Source organism: Kitasatospora sp. NPDC059160 (assembly GCF_042755465.1).
In the GTDB taxonomy this organism is placed as follows: Bacteria; Actinomycetota; Actinomycetes; order Streptomycetales; family Streptomycetaceae; genus Kitasatospora.
Genome location: NZ_JBHZCN010000156.1, coordinates 1 through 16112, shown reverse-complemented (window position 1 = coordinate 16112; position 16112 = coordinate 1). Strand labels below are relative to the sequence as shown.

At 73.6% G+C, this 16112-nt stretch carries 16 protein-coding genes; 12 read left to right on the top strand and 4 right to left on the bottom strand.

Annotated features, from left to right (window positions below; all coding sequences use genetic code 11):
- Nucleotides 1–72: 72 nt before the first annotated feature.
- Together ACFXOZ_RS39345 and ACFXOZ_RS39340 are read right to left on the bottom strand one after the other, a co-directional pair.
- Entirely contained in the window at nt 73–2382 is a 2310-nt protein-coding gene (locus ACFXOZ_RS39345; protein WP_380594810.1) for an ABC transporter permease, read from the bottom strand.
- Nucleotides 2379–3104, bottom strand: coding sequence for an ABC transporter ATP-binding protein (locus ACFXOZ_RS39340; protein WP_375897143.1), 726 nt, complete (start codon nt 3102–3104; stop codon nt 2379–2381). The genes ACFXOZ_RS39345 and ACFXOZ_RS39340 overlap by 4 nt, the downstream gene beginning before the upstream one ends.
- Before the next feature lie 140 nt (nt 3105–3244).
- Here ACFXOZ_RS39340 and ACFXOZ_RS39335 point away from each other — a divergent pair, with 140 nt between their 5' ends.
- The 6 genes from ACFXOZ_RS39335 to ACFXOZ_RS39310 all read left to right on the top strand — a co-directional run bounded on the left by ACFXOZ_RS39335 (nt 3245) and on the right by ACFXOZ_RS39310 (nt 8497).
- A complete protein-coding gene (locus ACFXOZ_RS39335; RefSeq protein WP_375897140.1) occupies nt 3245–4075 on the top strand; it encodes a sensor histidine kinase in 831 nt (276 codons plus the stop codon).
- A gap of 17 nt (nt 4076–4092) precedes the next feature.
- Nucleotides 4093–4794 carry a response regulator gene (locus ACFXOZ_RS39330; protein ID WP_380529678.1) on the top strand — a complete coding sequence of 234 codons (702 nt, stop codon included), beginning with the start codon at nt 4093–4095 and terminating at the stop codon, nt 4792–4794.
- Nucleotides 4795–4980: 186 nt separating this feature from the next.
- A complete protein-coding gene (locus ACFXOZ_RS39325; RefSeq protein ID WP_380529680.1) occupies nt 4981–6189 on the top strand; it encodes a cytochrome P450 in 1209 nt (402 codons plus the stop codon).
- Between the two features lie 49 nt (nt 6190–6238).
- Nucleotides 6239–7396, top strand: a complete 1158-nt coding sequence (locus tag ACFXOZ_RS39320; protein ID WP_380594807.1) for a type III polyketide synthase — start codon at nt 6239–6241, stop codon at nt 7394–7396.
- Complete coding sequence (locus ACFXOZ_RS39315; protein WP_375897131.1) at nt 7393–7983, top strand: NUDIX domain-containing protein; 591 nt, start codon at nt 7393–7395, stop codon at nt 7981–7983. Before ACFXOZ_RS39320 ends, ACFXOZ_RS39315 begins: the two co-directional genes overlap by 4 nt.
- 94 nt (nt 7984–8077) lie before the next feature.
- Nucleotides 8078–8497 carry an SHOCT domain-containing protein gene (locus ACFXOZ_RS39310; protein WP_375897129.1) on the top strand — a complete coding sequence of 140 codons (420 nt, stop codon included), beginning with the start codon at nt 8078–8080 and terminating at the stop codon, nt 8495–8497.
- A 60-nt stretch (nt 8498–8557) separates the two neighbouring features.
- Here the strand turns inward: ACFXOZ_RS39310 and ACFXOZ_RS39305 are convergent, their stop codons facing one another.
- Nucleotides 8558–11065, bottom strand: coding sequence for a Tex family protein (locus ACFXOZ_RS39305; RefSeq protein ID WP_380594805.1), 2508 nt, complete (start codon nt 11063–11065; stop codon nt 8558–8560).
- A 222-nt stretch (nt 11066–11287) separates the two neighbouring features.
- Here ACFXOZ_RS39305 and ACFXOZ_RS39300 point away from each other — a divergent pair, with 222 nt between their 5' ends.
- The gene (locus tag ACFXOZ_RS39300) at nt 11288–12187 is read left to right on the top strand and encodes an aminoglycoside phosphotransferase family protein (protein ID WP_380529688.1); all 900 of its coding nucleotides are present in this window, start codon (nt 11288–11290) and stop codon (nt 12185–12187) included.
- Here the strand turns inward: ACFXOZ_RS39300 and ACFXOZ_RS39295 are convergent.
- Entirely contained in the window at nt 12148–13104 is a 957-nt protein-coding gene (locus ACFXOZ_RS39295; RefSeq protein ID WP_375890281.1) for a LysR substrate-binding domain-containing protein, read from the bottom strand. The genes ACFXOZ_RS39300 and ACFXOZ_RS39295 overlap by 40 nt on opposite strands.
- Before the next feature lie 72 nt (nt 13105–13176).
- Between ACFXOZ_RS39295 and ACFXOZ_RS39290 the strand changes: the two genes are divergently transcribed.
- The 5 genes from ACFXOZ_RS39290 to ACFXOZ_RS39270 all read left to right on the top strand — a co-directional run bounded on the left by ACFXOZ_RS39290 (nt 13177) and on the right by ACFXOZ_RS39270 (nt 15936).
- The gene (locus ACFXOZ_RS39290; RefSeq protein ID WP_380594803.1) at nt 13177–13575 is read left to right on the top strand and encodes a RidA family protein; all 399 of its coding nucleotides are present in this window, start codon (nt 13177–13179) and stop codon (nt 13573–13575) included.
- A gap of 84 nt (nt 13576–13659) precedes the next feature.
- Nucleotides 13660–14169 carry a DUF6232 family protein gene (locus ACFXOZ_RS39285; protein ID WP_380529693.1) on the top strand — a complete coding sequence of 170 codons (510 nt, stop codon included), beginning with the start codon at nt 13660–13662 and terminating at the stop codon, nt 14167–14169.
- On the top strand, nt 14166–14489 hold the full coding sequence (locus tag ACFXOZ_RS39280; protein ID WP_380409715.1) for a hypothetical protein: 324 nt from the start codon (nt 14166–14168) through the stop codon (nt 14487–14489). Before ACFXOZ_RS39285 ends, ACFXOZ_RS39280 begins: the two co-directional genes overlap by 4 nt.
- 57 nt (nt 14490–14546) lie before the next feature.
- Nucleotides 14547–15179, top strand: coding sequence for a TetR/AcrR family transcriptional regulator (locus tag ACFXOZ_RS39275; protein ID WP_380594801.1), 633 nt, complete (start codon nt 14547–14549; stop codon nt 15177–15179).
- Nucleotides 15180–15201: 22 nt separating this feature from the next.
- Nucleotides 15202–15936: a tyrosine-protein phosphatase gene (locus tag ACFXOZ_RS39270; protein WP_380594799.1), complete on the top strand. Its 735-nt coding sequence runs from the start codon at nt 15202–15204 to the stop codon at nt 15934–15936.
- The last annotated feature ends 176 nt before the right edge of the window (nt 15937–16112 follow it).

Here is a 16112-nt window from a genome sequence, read left to right as displayed (position 1 = left end):
GCGGTGCACCACCCGGCCGCCCCGCCGCCCCGCCGCCCTACGGACCAGCCGCCCGCCGCGCCCCGAGCGGGCTCACTCGTTGTGCAGCACCTCGGCGATCGGCAGCCGGGCCGCCGAGCGGGCCGGGACCAGCGCGCCGAGGACGGCGATCGCGACGCCCGCGAGGGCGAGGGCGGCCAGCAGCGGGGCGCCCCAGACGTCGATCATCGCGTCGGTGAAGTGGATGATCCGGACGTGCTCGGCGATCAGCCGGTGCACCAGGATCCCGACCGGGATGCCGACGATCCCGCTGACCACGCCCTGCCAGGCCACCGAGGTGACCGTCATCCCGACCACCTGCCGGGGCGTCATCCCGATCGCCTTGAGCATGCCGAGGTCGCGGCGGCGCTCCCGGATGGTGAGCAGCAGGGTGTTGAAGACGCCGAGCGCGGCGACCACCGACAGCAGGACGGAGAAGGTCGTGCTGAACGTCTTGATCGCGACGACCGACCCTTCCGTGCTCGGGGCGACGACCGCGGTGCCCAGGCTCGGGTCGGCGTCCGTGACGGCCTTCCGGTAGGCCGCGGCGTCGGCGCCGTCGGCGAGCCGCACGTCGTACTCGACCACGTGCGGGTCGGAGGTGAGCAGCGCCCTGGTGGCGGCGTTGGAGGAGAGCGCGTTGGCGTTGCCCTGGGTCTCCAGGCCGACCAGGGTGACGGTGGTCCGCCGGTCGTCCAGGGCCAGGGTGATCCGGTCGCCGAGCTTGAGCCCGTGCTGGTCCAGGAAGGCCGGCCCGGCCTCGGCCTCACCGAGCCCGGTGGCCGGGCGGCCGTCGACCACGTTCAGCCGCCGGTGGTCGACCATGGCGTCGCCGCCGTAGAAGTTGGCGAAGACCGGCTGGGGCTGGCCGACGATGCCGACCCGCACCAGGCCCCGGACGGAGACCTGGTCGGCGCCGGGGGTGGCGTGCAGCATCGCCCTGGTCTGCTCCGCGGTCAGCCGGGGCGCGAGCTTGCTGCCGGAGAAGACGGCGGTCTGCACGTTGATGTGGGTGTGCTGGTCCGGTGCGGACATCGAGGCGGCCAGGGTGCTGGTCAGCCCGGTGGTCACGGTCACGGTGACCACGCCGAGCGCGATCGCCGCCATGGTCAGCGCGGTGCGGGCCGGGCGGGCGAAGGGCTGGCCGAGGCCGAGGCTGACGGCGCGGGGCAGCCTGGTGCCGCTCAGCCACCGCTGGACCTTGAGGCCGCGCCCGGTGCGCGGCGCACTGCCCGCCGAGATGGCCTGGGCGGCGGAGAGCCGCCGGGCCCGCGAGGCCGGGACGAGCGCGGCGAGGGCGACCAGCAGCGGGACGCCGAGCAGGGTCGCGGCGGGCAGCCAGCCGGCCGGATCGATCACGGCGGTGCCGGTGGCGATGCCGCTGAACGCGGTCTTGAGGATCGGGTACGCGGCCGTCCAGCCCGCCGCCGTGCCGAGCACCGTGCCGACGACCGCGGGCACCGAGACCATCGTCAGGTAGACCGTGACCACCTGGCGCGGGGTGAAGCCGATCGACTTGAGCACCCCGATGTGCCGGTAGCCGGAGACCACCGCGCCGCTGACCACGTTGCCGACGATCAGCGCGGCGACGACCAGGCCGAGCACGCCGAAGACCGTCATCACCGGCAGGTAGGCGTCGGCGCCGGCCGAGAACGCCTGCTTGAGCACCAGGTAGGACTGGGCGTTGGCGACCGCGCCCTCGGGCAGGCCCTCGGTGGCGCGGCCGAGCGAGGCGGTGAGCCGCTGCTCGGTGGCCGCGTCGGTGAAGCGGTAGAGCATCTGCCGCCCGGTGGGGTGCAGGGCGGCCGCCTGCTCGGGGGTGACCCAGCCGCCGGCGGACTGGCTCATGTCGCTCGCGAAGCCGACGACGGTGAGCCGCTCCCCGGTGCCGGTGGTGAGCCGGGTGCCGAGGTTCCCCTCCGAGGAACCCCCGGCGGTACCGATGACCACCTCGCCGGGCGCGGTGGCCCAGCGGCCGGACAGCAGCTTCACCCGGTCCACCGGCGCGGCCGCCGGGTCGGGCCGGCCGACCAGGATCAGCGGGCCGGGCGGGTGCCCGATCCAGTCGGTGGGGATGGTCACCACCGCCTGGTCGAAGGGCCCGGCCGTCGCCTCGACGCCCGGCCGGTGTGCGGTGGCGGCCAGCTGCTCCGCCGAGGCCTTGGCCGGGTCGAAGAGGGCGCTGACGTGCGCGCCGCGCTCACCCTCGAAGGCGGTGTCGAAGGGGGCCCGGGCGGCGCTGATCACCGCGAGGGCGAGCAGCACCGTCGCGGTGGAGCAGAAGACGACCAGTCCGATCACGACGGTCTGCACCCGGCGGCGCTTCACGGCCGCCCGGGAGGCCCGCCACACAGCACTGTTCACGAGGACCCCTCCAGCATCCGCTCGCGCGCCACCTTGCCGTCGGCGACCTCGACCAGCCGACTGGCGCAGCGGGTGGCCAGGTCGGGGTCGTGGGTAACGATCAGCAGGGTCTGCCCGATCTGGTTGAGGTCGATCAGCAGGTCCATCACCTGCTCGCCGGAGCGGCTGTCCAGCGCGCCGGTCGGCTCGTCGGCGAGCAGCAGCGCGGGACGGTTCATCAGGGCGCGGGCCACCGCGACCCGCTGGCGCTCGCCACCGCTGAGGGTGGCCGGGTAGACGTCCTTGCGGTGCGCGACGCCGAGTTCGTCCAGCAGCTCCAGCGCGCGTCGGCGCGCCTGCTTGGCGCTGGTGCCGGTCAGCTGGGCGGCCAGGGCGACGTTGTCGAGGGCCGGGAGGTCGTCGATCAGGTTGAAGAACTGGAAGATCATGCCGATGTGGCGGCGGCGGAACAGCGCCAGGCCGTTCTCGTTCAGCCCGCCGAGGTCCTGCCCCTGCACCCGGACGGTGCCGGAGCTGGGCCGGTCCAGCCCGGCCACCATGTTCAGCAGGGTGGACTTGCCGCACCCCGAGGGGCCCATCACGGCGACCGCCTCACCCGCGCGGATCCTCAGGTCGACGCCGTCGAGCGCCTTGGCGTCGCCGAACTCCTTGTGCACCCCGGACAGCTCGACGACGTACGGCGCGTCGTCGGGCCGGGTGGTCCCGTCGTGGTCGTTGCTCATGGTCGACGACGGTAGGCGCGGCCTCCCGGGCCGGGCGTCCCACCCCGGGTGTAACCGCAGGTCGCCGTAGTACCCGGGATGTACGCGGGCGGCACCCCCGGATGATGTCGATCAAGCCCCGGCCTGGGAGGCTTGACGCCGTGTGGGGAACAGGGACGGACTGGATCGCGATCGCGACGGCGGGCGCCGCCTGCGCGGCCGCCGGCTGGCTGGGCGTCGCGCTGGTACGGGCGCGGCGGCTGTACCGGGCGGCCATCGGCGAGCGCGGCTGGCTGCTGGAGCGTGAGCGGGAGAGCGCCGCGAGCGCCGCCGTGGACGCCGAACGGGCGCGGATCGCGGCCGAGTTGCACGACATCGTCAGCCACAACGTGAGCCTGATGGTGGTGCAGGCCGGGGCCGCCCGCGAGGTGCTGGCCACCATGCCGGAGGAGGCGGCGGCCGCGATGGGCGCGGTCGAGGCCGCCGGACGGGACGCGATGACGGAGCTGCGGCACCTGCTCGGCCTGCTCGCCCCGGCCGCCGACGGCAGCGAGGAGCCGGAGCGCGACGACTTCGCGCCGCAGCCGAGCCTGAGCCGGCTGAGCCCGCTGATCGACCGGTTCGCCTTCGCCGGGCTGCCGGTGGAGGTGCGGGTCTCCGGCGAACCGCGGCCGCTGCCCGGCGGCGTGGACGTGACGGCCTACCGGATCGTCCAGGAGGCACTGACCAACGCGCTCAAGCACGGGGACGGGGTGACGGCGGAGGTGACGGTGCGGTACGCGGACCACTACCTGCGGGTGGAGGTGCTGAACAGCGGCCCGAGCGTGCTCTCCGGCGCGCCCGCCCCCGCCCCGAAGCAGGCGGACGGCGCCGGGCGCGGGCTGCTCGGCCTGCGCGAGCGGGTCGCCGTGTACGGCGGGGACCTGGACGCCCGGCGCCGGCTCGGCGGCGGCTACCGGGTCCGCGCCCGCATCCCGCTGGACCGGCCGTGAACGACTCGGAGGGAACCGTGGAACAGGACCAGCAGCGCCGCCCCCGGGTGGTGATCGCCGACGACCAGGAGCTGGTCCGCACCGGCTTCCGGATGATCCTCACCGCGCGCGGCATCGACGTGGTCGCCGAGGCCGGCGACGGCGCCGAGGCGGTGGCCGCCGCCACCCTGCACCGGCCGGACGTGGCCCTGCTGGACATCCGGATGCCGACCATGGACGGCCTGGAGGCGGCCCGCCGGATCCTGGCCGCGGTGCCCGGCTGCCGGGTCATCATGCTGACCACCTTCGACCTGGACCACTACGTCTACGCGGCGCTGTCCGCGGGGGCCAGCGGCTTCCTGCTCAAGGACGTCACCTCGGCCCACCTCGCCGCCGCCGTACGCCTGGTGGACACCGGCGACGCCCTGCTCGCCCCGTCGATCACCCGCCGGCTGGTGGAGCGCTTCGCGACCGGCGCCCCGCACCCCGCCGCGCGCGGCACCGACGCGCCGCGGCTGCACCGCGACCTCGCGCCGCTCACCCCGCGCGAGGCGGAGGTGCTCGGCCTGCTCGGACGCGGCCTGTCCAACGGCGAGTTGGCGGTCGAACTGACCCTGAGCGAGTCGACCGTGAAGACCCACGTGGCCCGGATCTTCGCCAAGTTGAACCTGCGCGACCGGGCCCAGGCGGTGGTGCTCGCCTACGAGACCGGCCTGGTCGCACCGGGCACGAACGACTGACCGTCAATTCCCTTCCCCGTCACGATGATTCGCATGACAATCAGCCGGCTCACTCATTAGGGGGAACAGCTCGAAGGATTCACATTTTTGCCAGTCCATGGGGGAGCATCTGCGTATCCGCGACCGGAGCGACGAACACCGTCCGCGCGGCACCACCCCGCAGGACGAAGACCATTGGACAGGCCCGTGACCACCACCACCCCCGTGTGGGACTGCCCCTTCCACCACACCGACGGCCTGGAGTTCGACCCCCTCCTCAAGCGGCTGCTCACCGAGGCCCCGATCGCCAGGGTCCGCCTGCCCCACGGCACGGGCGAGGCCTGGCTGGCCACCCGCTACGAGGACGTCAAACTGGTCACCACCGACCGCCGGTTCAGCCGCGCCGCGGGCATCGGCCGCGACCTGCCGCGGATGACGCCCGCCACCATCGCCCAGGCCGAGTCCATCAACCTGATGGACCCGCCCGAGCACAACCGGCTGCGCCGCCTGGTCGCCCAGGGCTTCACCAACCGCCAGGTCGAACGGATGCGCCCCCGGACCCAGGCCATCGTCGACGGCTTCCTCGACGAGATGGCCGAGCACGGCGCCCCCGCCGACCTCGCGCACTTCCTCTCCGCCCGGCTCCCGCTCCACACCATCTGCGAACTGCTGGAGATCCCCGAACCGGACCGCGACCGGCTGCGCGCCCGGGCGGTCGCGATGATGCGGACGGGCCCCGGCAGCCGCGAGGGCCAGGAGGAGGCCAAGGCCGGCCTGCGCGCCTACTTCACCGAGCTCACCGCCGAGCGCCGGGCCCACCCCGGCGAGGACCTGATCAGCGCGCTCGCCACCGCCCGCGACGGCGAGGACCTCCTCGACCCGGACGAACTGGCCGTCATGGCGATGGTCCTGCTGGTCACCGGCCACGACACCAGCACCTACCAGCTGAGCAACATCACCTACACCCTGCTCACCCACCCCGAGCAGCTCGCGAAACTGCGCGCCCGGCCCGAGGACCTGCCCCGCGCCCTGGAGGAGCTGCTGCGCTTCATCCCGTTCCGCCAGGGCCCCGGCATCGCCCGGATCGCCACCGAGGACGTGGAGCTCGGCGGCGTGCTGATCCGGGCCGGCGAGGCCGTGCACGTCTCCTACCTCACCGCCAACCGCGACCCGGCCGCCTACGAGCACCCCGACGAGCTGCGCCTGGAGCGCACCGACGGGCCCGTCAACATGGCCTTCGGCCACGGCCAGCACCGCTGCCTCGGCTCGCACCTCGCCCTGATGGAACTCCAGGTCGCGATCGGCACCCTGCTGCGCCGCTTCCCCGGACTGCGCCTGGCCGTCGACCCGGCCGAACTCGACTGGGAATCCGGCTCGATCTGGCGCTTCCCGCAGACCCTGCCGGTCGCCTGGTAGCCCGCTCCCCCCGACACACCGTTCCCGCACCGGGGAGACCCACACACCCATGGCCACACTCTGCCGCCCCGCCGTCGCCGTGCCCGAGCACGTCATCACCCTCGACGAGACCCTCGACCTGGCCCGCACCCTGCACGCCGGCCACCCCCGACTCGGCCTGGCCCTGCGGCTGATCGAGAACACCGGGGTGCGCACCAGGCACCTGGTCCAGCCGATCGAGCGGACCCTCACCCACCCCGGCTTCACCCACCGCAACCAGGTGTACGAGCAGGAGGCCAAGCGCCGCGTCCCCGAGGTGGTCGAACGCGCCCTCGGCCACGCCGAACTGGGCGCCCAGGACATCGACCTGATCATCTACGTGTCCTGCACCGGCTTCATGATGCCGTCGATGACCGCCTGGCTGATCAACGCCATGGGCTTCCGCTCCGACACCCGCCAGGTGCCGATCGCCCAGCTCGGCTGCGCGGCCGGCGGCGCCGCCGTCAACCGCGCCCACGACTTCTGCCGCGCCTACCCGGGCGCCAACGTGCTCATCGTCGCCTGCGAGTTCTGCTCGCTCTGCTACCAGCCGAGCGACCTCGACGTCGGCTCGCTGCTCTCCAACGGCCTGTTCGGGGACGCCGTCGCCGCCGTGGTGATGCGCGGCCGGGGCGGCCGCGGGGTGCACGTCGAGCGCAACGGCTCGCACCTCGTCCCGGACACCGAGGGCTGGATCTCCTACGGGGTCAAGGACACCGGCTTCCACTTCCAGCTGGACAAGCGGGTGCCCGGCACCATGGAGATGCTCGCCCCCGCACTGCGCACCCTGGCCGGACAGCACGGCTGGGACGTCTCCGGGCTCGGCTTCTACATCGTGCACGCCGGCGGCCCGCGCATCCTGGACGACCTCTGCCACTTCCTCGACCTGGAGCCCTCGACCTTCCGCTACAGCCGGGCCACGCTGACCGAGCGCGGCAACATCGCCAGCGCCGTCGTCTTCGACGCCCTGGCCCGGCTGTTCGCCGACGGCGGCGTCGCCGAGGGCACCACCGGCCTGATCGCCGGCTTCGGACCGGGCATCACCGCCGAGATCTCGCTGGGCAGTTGGGTCGACACCCCGGTCGAACCGGTGCGCCGGCGCCCGCGCGCCATCTCCACCTCCGACATCGCCCTCGTCCACCAGGGCGCCCCCCGCCGTTTCCCGGCCGGCACTACGATCTCCGAATGACCGACACCACGGACCGCACCGACACCGATTCCGCCGCCAGAGCGGCCGAACTCGCCGCGCTGTTCCCGGCGTTGCACGCGCCGCAGTACTGGGCCTGGGGCCGCTACGACGCCCAGTTCTCGACCGTGCTGCCGCCGGACGAGCTGGTCACCAACATCCACCTGGTCGGGTTCGCGGACGGTGGCGTGGTGCTCTGCCGGGACGACCGGAACCACTGGTTCCTGCCCGGCGGCACCCGGGAGAAGGACGAGTCCGTCGTCGACTGCCTGACCCGGGAGCTGCGCGAGGAGGCCGGCGCCCGGCTGCTCGGCGAGCCGGCCTGGCTGGGCGCGCACCGCTGCCACACCGAGGACCTCGTGCCGTACCGGCCGTGGCAGCCGCACCCGGACAAGGCCTGGCTGTGGGGCTGGGGCGAGGTCGAGCTGGACTCCACGCCGACCAACCCGGCGGACGGCGAGCAGGTGGTCGAGGTCCGGGCCGTCCCGGTCGCCGAGGCGCAGCGACTGCTGCTCGGCGGGCACGACGCCTGGTGGGGCGAGCTGATCGGGCTGGCGGTCGAGCTGCGACGGCGGGCCGGGCGGGACTGAGGGCCGAGAGAGGCTGGGGGGTCGGGAGGCGAGGATCACCCGAACAGGCGAGCAGAGCGGAACAGTGTCCGATTTGTCATGATATCTCTCGGCCATGGGCACCTTTCACCTGGCCGCGGACTACCCGCTGCTGAACGTCTTCTGGACGATGCTGGAGCTGTTCCTCTGGATCCTCTGGATCTTCCTGCTGTTCAAGATCATCACTGACGTCTTCCGCAGCCACGACCTGAGCGGCTGGGGCAAGGCGGGCTGGCTGGTCCTGGTGATCATCCTGCCGCTGATCGGCGTGCTCGCCTACCTGATCGCGCGCGGTGACTCCATGCACAAGCGGGACCTCTCCCAGGCCCAGCAGACCGAGGCTGCGGTCAAGGCGTACATCAAGGAGGCCGCAGCGCCGGAGGGCGGCGGCGCTCGCAGTCATGTCGACGACCTGGCGGCGCTGGCGGACCTCAAGGGCAAGGGCCTCATCTCCGACGAGGAGTACCAGCGGGCCAAGGAGAAGCTGCTCGCCTGAGGTCACCCGCACGGCGGGGCCGGTGGACGACGCGTCCACCGGCCCCGCCGCCGTCCGGGCTCAGCGCCGTCCGGAGCGCCGGTCCTTCCCGCCGCCCTCGCCGCCGGTCAGACCGGCCCGGCGCAGCGCGTCCGCCATGGCGCTGTTGGCCAGCGGGGCGTTACCGCCGGAGCCGGAGCCCGAGCCGCCGCCGCGCCGGTCCTGGCCGCCCCGGCCGCCCTGGCCCGCACCCTGGCCTGCGCCCCGGTCGCCGCCACGGCGCTCCTGGCGCGGCGGGCGGGCCTGCCGCTCGCCCCGGTCACCACCGCGGTCGCCGCGGTCGCCGCGGTCACCGCGGTCGCCGCCCCGCTCCCGGCCGACCTCGTCGTCCAGCCGCAGGGTGAGCCCGATCCGCTTGCGCGGCACGTCCACCGTGAGCACCCGGACCTTGACGATGTCGCCGGGCTTGACCACCTCGCGCGGGTCCTTGACGAAGTTCCTGGACAGCGCCGAGACGTGCACCAGCCCGTCCTGGTGGACGCCCACGTCGACGAAGGCGCCGAAGGCGGCCACGTTGGTGACCACGCCCTCCAGCACCATGCCGACCTCCAGGTCGCCGATCTTGTCGACGCCCTCCTTGAACACCGCGGTGCGGAAGGCCGGGCGCGGGTCACGGCCCGGCTTGTCCAGCTCGCCGAGGATGTCGGTGACGGTCGGGACGCCGAAGGTCTCGTCGGCGAACTCCGCCGGGCGCAGCGCCCGCAGCCGCTCCCCGTTGCCGATCAGCTCACGCAGTTCGCCGCCGGTGGAGGCGAGGATCCGGCGCACCACCGGGTAGGCCTCGGGGTGCACGCTGGAGGCGTCCAGCGGGTCCTCGCCGCCGGGGATGCGCAGGAAGCCCGCGCACTGCTCGAAGGCCTTGGGGCCCAGCCGGGAGACGTCCTTGAGCTGCTTGCGGGTGCGGAACGGGCCGTTGGCGTCGCGGTGCGCCACGATGTTGTCGGCCAGCGTGGCGGTGATGCCGGAGACCCGGGTGAGCAGCGGCGCCGAGGCGGTGTTGACGTCCACGCCGACGGCGTTGACGCAGTCCTCGACCACGGCGTCCAGCGAGCGCGACAGCTTCACCTCGCTCAGGTCGTGCTGGTACTGGCCGACGCCGATCGACTTGGGGTCGATCTTGACCAGTTCGGCCAGCGGGTCCTGGAGCCGGCGGGCGATCGACACGGCGCCGCGGATCGACACGTCCAGCTCGGGCAGTTCCTGGGAGGCGAACGCGGAGGCCGAGTACACGGAGGCGCCGGCCTCGCTGACCATCGCCTTGGTGAGCCCCAGCTCGGGGTGGCGCTTGAGCAGGTCCTCGGCGAGCTTGTCGGTCTCCCGGGAGGCGGTGCCGTTGCCGATCGCCACCAGGTCGACGTCGTGCTTCTTCGCCAGCGCGGCGAGGGTGTGCAGCGCGGCGTCCCACTTGTTGGCGGGCTGGTGCGGGTAGATGGTCTCGTGCGCGACCACCTTGCCGGTGGCGTCCACCACGGCGACCTTCACCCCGGTGCGGAAGCCCGGGTCGAGGCCCATGGTGGCGCGGGTGCCGGCCGGGGCGGCGAGCAGCAGGTCGCGCAGGTTGGCGGCGAAGACCCGCACCGCCTCGTCCTCGGCCTCGGCGCGCAGCCGGCCCCGCAGGTCGATGCCGAGCCGCACCAGGACGCGGGTGCGCCAGGCCCAACGGACGGTGTCGCCCAGCCACTTGTCGGCCGGGCGTCCGCGGTCGGCGATGCCGAAGCGGGCCGCGATGCGCTGCTCGTAGTCGCTCTCGCCGGGCAGGTCGCCCTCGGACTCGCCGTCGTAGGGGGAGAGTTCGAGGTCCAGCACCTCCTCCTTCTCGCCGCGCAGCATCGCCAGGATGCGGTGCGAGGGGAGCTTGGTGTACGGCTCGGAGAAGTCGAAGTAGTCGGCGAACTTGGCGCCGTCGGCCTCCTTGCCGTCCCTGACCTTCGCGACCACCCGGCCGCGGCCCCACATCCGCTCGCGCAGCGAGCCGACCAGGTCCGCGTCCTCGCCGAAGCGCTCGACCAGGATCGACCTGGCGCCCTCCAGCGCGGCCGCGCCGTCCGCCACCGACTCGTTCAGGTACTGCGCGGCGAGCGCCGCCGGGTCCTGCGTCGGGTCGGCGAGCAGGGTGTCGGCCAGCGGCTCCAGCCCGGCCTCCCGGGCGATCTGCGCCTTGGTGCGCCGCTTGGGCTTGTACGGCAGGTAGATGTCCTCCAGCCGTGCCTTGGAGTCGGCGGCCAGCACCTGGGCGCGCAGCGCGTCGTCCAGCTTGCCCTGGGCGTCGATCGACTCCAGGACGGCCGCCCGGCGCTCCTCCAGCTCCCGCAGGTAGCGCAGCCGCTCCTCCAGGGTGCGCAGCTGGGCGTCGTCCAGCGAGCCGGTGACCTCCTTGCGGTAGCGGGCCACGAACGGCACGGTCGCGCCGCCGTCGAGCAACTCGACCGCGGACGTCACCTGCCCCTCGCGAACGCCCAGTTCCTCGGCGATCTTGCGCTCGATCGCCTGCTGGGCCTGCCGGGCCACCTGTTCGACTGGCGTGGTCACGAAGCCGGTCACCTTCTCCTTCAGTGCTTTCGCCGTACCCCCCGCATTCTGGCAGGTGCCGGTGACACCGCACGGCCGCACCCGGGGAGGCGGGCGTGGCGCGCGCCCGGGCCCGACGTTCGCCGTCCGTCCGCCGGCCGATCACCGTCCCCTCACCTCGTCGGGCCCGGCAGTTCGCCGATCCGCCTGTCGGGCGGCGGTCCGCGCTGTACGCTGCCGGGCATGTGCGCTGCCGCCCGGATGCACCCCGATGGACCGGTCGTCGACGCGGCCCTGGTACGGCGGTTGCTCTCCGCCCAGTTCCCGCAGTGGGTGGGCCTGCCGGTCACGCCCGTCGGGTCCGCCGGGACGGACAACGCCATGTTCCGGCTCGGGCCCGAACTCGCCGTCCGGCTGCCCCGGGTGGAGTGGGCCGCCGGGGACGTCCGGCGCGAGCACCAGTGGCTGCCCCGGCTGGCACCGCAGTTGCCGCTGCCCGTCCCCGCCCCGCTGGCCGTCGGCCGCCCCGCCGCGGGCTACCCCTGGCAGTGGTCGGTGCTGCGCTGGCTCGACGGCGTCAACCCGGCGGTCGGCGTGCTCACCGCGCCCGAGGGCCTCGCCCGCGACCTGGCCGGCTTCGTCAACGCCCTGCGCACCCTCGACCCGGCCGGCGCCCCGGCCGGCCACCGCAGCGTGCCGCTCGCCTCCCGGGACGGCGCCACCCGCGCGGCGATCGCCCAACTCACCGGTGCGATCGACACCGCCGCCGCAACCGCCCTGTGGGACAAGGCGCTCCGCCTCCCCGAGTACGCCGGACCGCCGGCCTGGACGCACGGCGACCTCACCCCCGGCAACCTGCTGCTCAACGGCTCCGGCCGGCTCGCCGCCGTCATCGACTTCGCCCTGATGGGCGTCGGCGACCCCACCACCGACCTGATGCCCGCCTGGAACCTGCTGCCCGCCGCCGCCAGACCCGCCTTCCGCGCCGCCCTGCGCGCCGACGACGCCATGTGGGCCCGCGGCCGCGCCTGGGCCCTCTCCATAGCCCTGGTGACGATCCCCTACTACCGCCACACCGACCCGGCCCGGACCGCCAACGCCCGTCACGTCGTCCGCGAGGTGCTCGCCGACCGCAGCGTCTGAGCCGGACGGCAGACCTGGTGTCGTTCCGGCCCGACGATCTCCAGCAGCCGGTGCACCAGCGGGCTGCGGTCGTCGGCCCGCCAGGCCACGGCGACCCGGGTGCGGGCGGCAGCCGGGTCGATCCGGCGGAAGGCGACGCCGCGCAGCCGGATCCGCCGGATGCCGGCCGGGGCCAGCGAGACGCCCAGGCCCGCCCCCACCAGGGCGCACACCGTCTGCCACTCCACCGCCTGCTGTCCGATCCGCGGGGTGAAACCCGCCTCCGCGCACAGGCCGGTGATCCGGTCGTACAGCTGCGGCCCCTCCTCCCGGGGCAGCAGCACGAACGGTTCCGCCGCCAACTGCCCGAGCCGGACGACCCGTTGGGCGGCGAGCGGATGGTCCGCCGGGAGCACCGCGACGAAGGGCTCGCCGAGCACCGTCCGGAAGCGCAGCTCCGGGTCGTCGGCGGGCGGCTCGCGCAGCAGGCCGACGTCGATGCCCCGGTCGCGCAGGGCGGTGAGCTGGGGCGCGCTGGTCATCTCCCGGACGTCCAGCCGCACCCCCGGGTGGTGCTCCCGGAAGGCGTGCAGCAGGCCGGGCAGGACGGTCAGGGCGAGCGAGGCGGAGAAGCCGATCCGCAGCCGGCCCGCTTCCCCGTCGCCCACCGCCCGGGCGGCCGCCAGCCCGTCCGCGAGCTCGGCCAGCACCCGGCGCGCGACCGGCAGCAGCTCCTGCCCGGCCGGGGTCAGGGTGACGCCGCCCGGTTCGCGCCGGAACAGCGGGTGGCCGACCTTCTCCTCCAGTCGGCGGATCTGCTGGGACAGCGGCGGCTGGGCGATGCCGAGGCGGGCGGCGGCCCGGCCGAAGTGCAGTTCCCCGGCGAGCACGGTGAAGGCGTGCAGCTGCGGGAGGGGGAGTTCGGGGCGGTGCTCCATACCTCCAGGGATATCAGATCGGCCCGGCAGGAGTATTGGACGTATCCCCGCAGGCCACCTAGCGTTCGGCGCATGACAGAACGACTCGGGCGACGCGCCGTGCTCAGCGGCTCCACCTTCGAGGAAGAGATCGGCTACGCCCGCGCCGTGGTGGACGGCGACTGGGTGCACGTGTCCGGGACGACGGGGTTCGACTACGCCACCATGACCATCTCCCCGGACGTGGTGGAGCAGGCCGAGCAGTGCCTGCGTAACATCGCGGCCGCCCTGGCCGAGGCCGGCTCCGGCTTCGCCGACGTGGTGCGGGTGCGCTACCTGCTGCCCGAGCGCGCGGACTTCGAGCCCTGCTGGCCGGTGCTGCGGCGCTGCTTCGGCGAGGTCCGGCCCGCCGCGACGATGCAGGTGTGCGGCCTGGCCGACCCCCGGATGCGGATCGAGATCGAGGTGACCGCCCGGCGCCAGGCCCGGTGAGGACCGCCTGATCCACCGCCAGCACTCCTGCCGTCCTCGGCCGTTGCTATGGTTCTCCCCGCACGAGCGGCAGGGGGAGCGGACTTGGCACGGAACGTGATCGACGTCAGGGTGAGCCGGCGGGTGCTGTGGATCGGCGGCGACGCCTACCCGCTGCAGCACATCGCCCGGGCTCGGCAGTTGGTGTGGTGGCCGCCCAAGCGCTCGCGGACGGTCATCAGGTTCGTCCGGCAGGTGATCGGGCTGCTGTGCGCGGTCAGCCTGCTCAGCGCGCTCACCCGCAACGGGGCGGACGCCACGCAGGCCGCCCTCCCGAGCGTGCTGCTGCTGGCCGGCCTGGCGTTCTTCCTCTACCGGCTCGTCACCAAGCTGCGGCAGAAGCCGGTGTACCGGCTGGTCCTCGACACCTCGAACGCCGCCACCACCGCCGTGGTGAGCCACCACGAGTGGCAGATCACCAACCTGATCCAGATGATCATGGAGGCGATCGACAACCCCCAGGCGGAGTTCGCCTTCCAGGTGGAGAACCTCCACGTCGGCGACAAGATCACCCAGTACGGCGACCACAACACCGGAAAGCGGGTCGGACTGTGAGCAACTCCTTCCACTTCGGCGACTCGGTCACCCAGCACGGTGACCACAACATCGGCATCGTCAAGAACCAGGGCCCGGTCGATCCGCAGGCCGCGCTGCGCGAACTCGTCGCCGCCGTGCAGCAGTTGCGCGACCAGGTGCCGGCCGAGGACCGCGAGGTGCTGGACGAGTCGCTGGAGGCCATCGGCGACGGCGCCGGGGCCTCGCCGTCCGCCCTGCGCCGGGCGCTGCGCAACATCTCGGGGGTGGCCTCGCTGGTGCGGGCGGGCGCGCCGGTGGTGGAGTCGGTCCGACGGATCCTGGACTCGCTCAGCAGCTGATTTTCGTACTGGGTCAGAAAACTGTCCCGGTCAACCCCGACTGCTAGCCTGGCCGGCATGACGGGACTGCGGGAGCGCAAGAAGGAACGGACGCGGCGGGCCATCTCCGAGGCCGCCATCGCGCTCTTCCTGGAGCACGGCTTCGACCAGGTCTCGGTGGCGGAGGTCGCCGCCGCCGCCGAGGTCTCCAAGCCCACCCTGTTCAGCTACTTCGCCAGCAAGGAGGACCTGGTCGTCCACCGCTTCGCCGACCACCAGGAGCAGGCGGCGGACGTGGTCCGGGGCCGGAGCGGGGAGGAGACCGTGCTGGACGCCCTGCGCCGGGACTTCCTGGACGGCCTCGACCGGCACGACCCGGTCACCGGCCTCAACGACCACCCGGCCGTACTGGCCTTCACCGCCCTCGTGTACGGCACCCCCAGCCTGGCCGCCCGGGTCGGCGCGTACGTGGCCCGCGCCGAGCAGTCCCTCGCCGAGGCGCTGCGCGAGGCCCCCGACCTCGCCCCGCCGCACGAGCTCACCGCCCCGCTGCTCGCCGCCCAGGTCACCGCCACCCAGCGGGTCCTCGCCCTGCACAACTGGCAGCTCCTGCGGGACGGCGGCCGCACCGCCGACGACCTCCACGCCGAGGCCGTCGCCCACGCCGACCGCGCCTTCGAGCTGCTCGCCCGGGGCTACTCCGGCGCCTGACGCCGTGGTTGGATGGCCGCCCATGACGACCCGCCACCTCGCGTTCGACGCCCTGCACAACTTCCGTGACCTGGGCGGCTATCGGGCCGCCGACGGACGGACCGTCCGGTGGGGCCTGCTCTACCGCTCCGACTCGCTCGGCAAGCTCTCCTCCCCCGCCGACCTGGAGCGGCTCCGGGCCCTCGGCGTCCGGACCGTGATCGACCTGCGCTACGACTGGGAGATCGCCGCCAAGGGCCGGGTGCCCGACGTCGACGGCCTGGACTTCCGCAACCACTCGATCGAGCACCGCCCCTACGACCAGGCCGCGATCGACCCGGACCTCGACCCGTGGCGCTACCTCGCCGACCGCTTCGCCGAGGTCGCCGAGGACGGCGTCAAGGAGATCCGCCAGACCCTGGACGCGATCACCGACGCCGACGCCCCGGTGGTCTTCCACTGCATGTCCGGCAAGGACCGCACCGGCCTGATCGCCGCCCTGGTGCTCACCCTGCTCGGCGTCTCCGAGGACGACATCGCCGCCGACTTCGCCCTCACCGAGCTCGCCACCCCGCACCTGGTCGCCGACTGGCACGCCGCCCACCCCGGCGAAACCCTCCGCTGGCCCGGCTACGGCCGCGCCCCGGAGGCCGTCATCCGCCTCACCCTCGCCGACCTCGCCACCCGCTACGGCTCCGTCGAGGCCTACCTCACCGGCACCGTCGGCATCGACCACGCCCGGATCGACGCCCTGCGGTCACGCCTGCTCACACCCTGATCGACTCCGGCCGGCTGCCGAGCACCGCCCCACGCACCAGCACGGGGATCGCCGCGGTGGTACCCGAGGACCGGCCCGAGCCCTAGGTTCTGTCCGGCGGATCATGGTCGGAGCCAGAGGCGGATCGCTGCGACGGTGACCGTGCCATGGAAGACGTAGGCCCGCTTGTCGTAGCG

What these genes read in the sequence shown, in the direction of transcription:
- ACFXOZ_RS39340 (WP_375897143.1), bottom strand. Translation starts at nt 3,104, where the DNA reads ATGAGCAACGACCACGACGGGACCACCCGGCCCGACGACGCGCCGTAC.
- ACFXOZ_RS39320 (WP_380594807.1), top strand. Translation starts at nt 6,239, where the DNA reads ATGGCCACACTCTGCCGCCCCGCCGTCGCCGTGCCCGAGCACGTCATC.
- ACFXOZ_RS39315 (WP_375897131.1), top strand. Translation starts at nt 7,393, where the DNA reads ATGACCGACACCACGGACCGCACCGACACCGATTCCGCCGCCAGAGCG.
- ACFXOZ_RS39310 (WP_375897129.1), top strand. Translation starts at nt 8,078, where the DNA reads ATGGGCACCTTTCACCTGGCCGCGGACTACCCGCTGCTGAACGTCTTC.
- ACFXOZ_RS39300 (WP_380529688.1), top strand. Translation starts at nt 11,288, where the DNA reads ATGTGCGCTGCCGCCCGGATGCACCCCGATGGACCGGTCGTCGACGCG.
- ACFXOZ_RS39295 (WP_375890281.1), bottom strand. Translation starts at nt 13,104, where the DNA reads ATGGAGCACCGCCCCGAACTCCCCCTCCCGCAGCTGCACGCCTTCACC.
- ACFXOZ_RS39290 (WP_380594803.1), top strand. Translation starts at nt 13,177, where the DNA reads ATGACAGAACGACTCGGGCGACGCGCCGTGCTCAGCGGCTCCACCTTC.
- ACFXOZ_RS39275 (WP_380594801.1), top strand. Translation starts at nt 14,547, where the DNA reads ATGACGGGACTGCGGGAGCGCAAGAAGGAACGGACGCGGCGGGCCATC.
- ACFXOZ_RS39270 (WP_380594799.1), top strand. Translation starts at nt 15,202, where the DNA reads ATGACGACCCGCCACCTCGCGTTCGACGCCCTGCACAACTTCCGTGAC.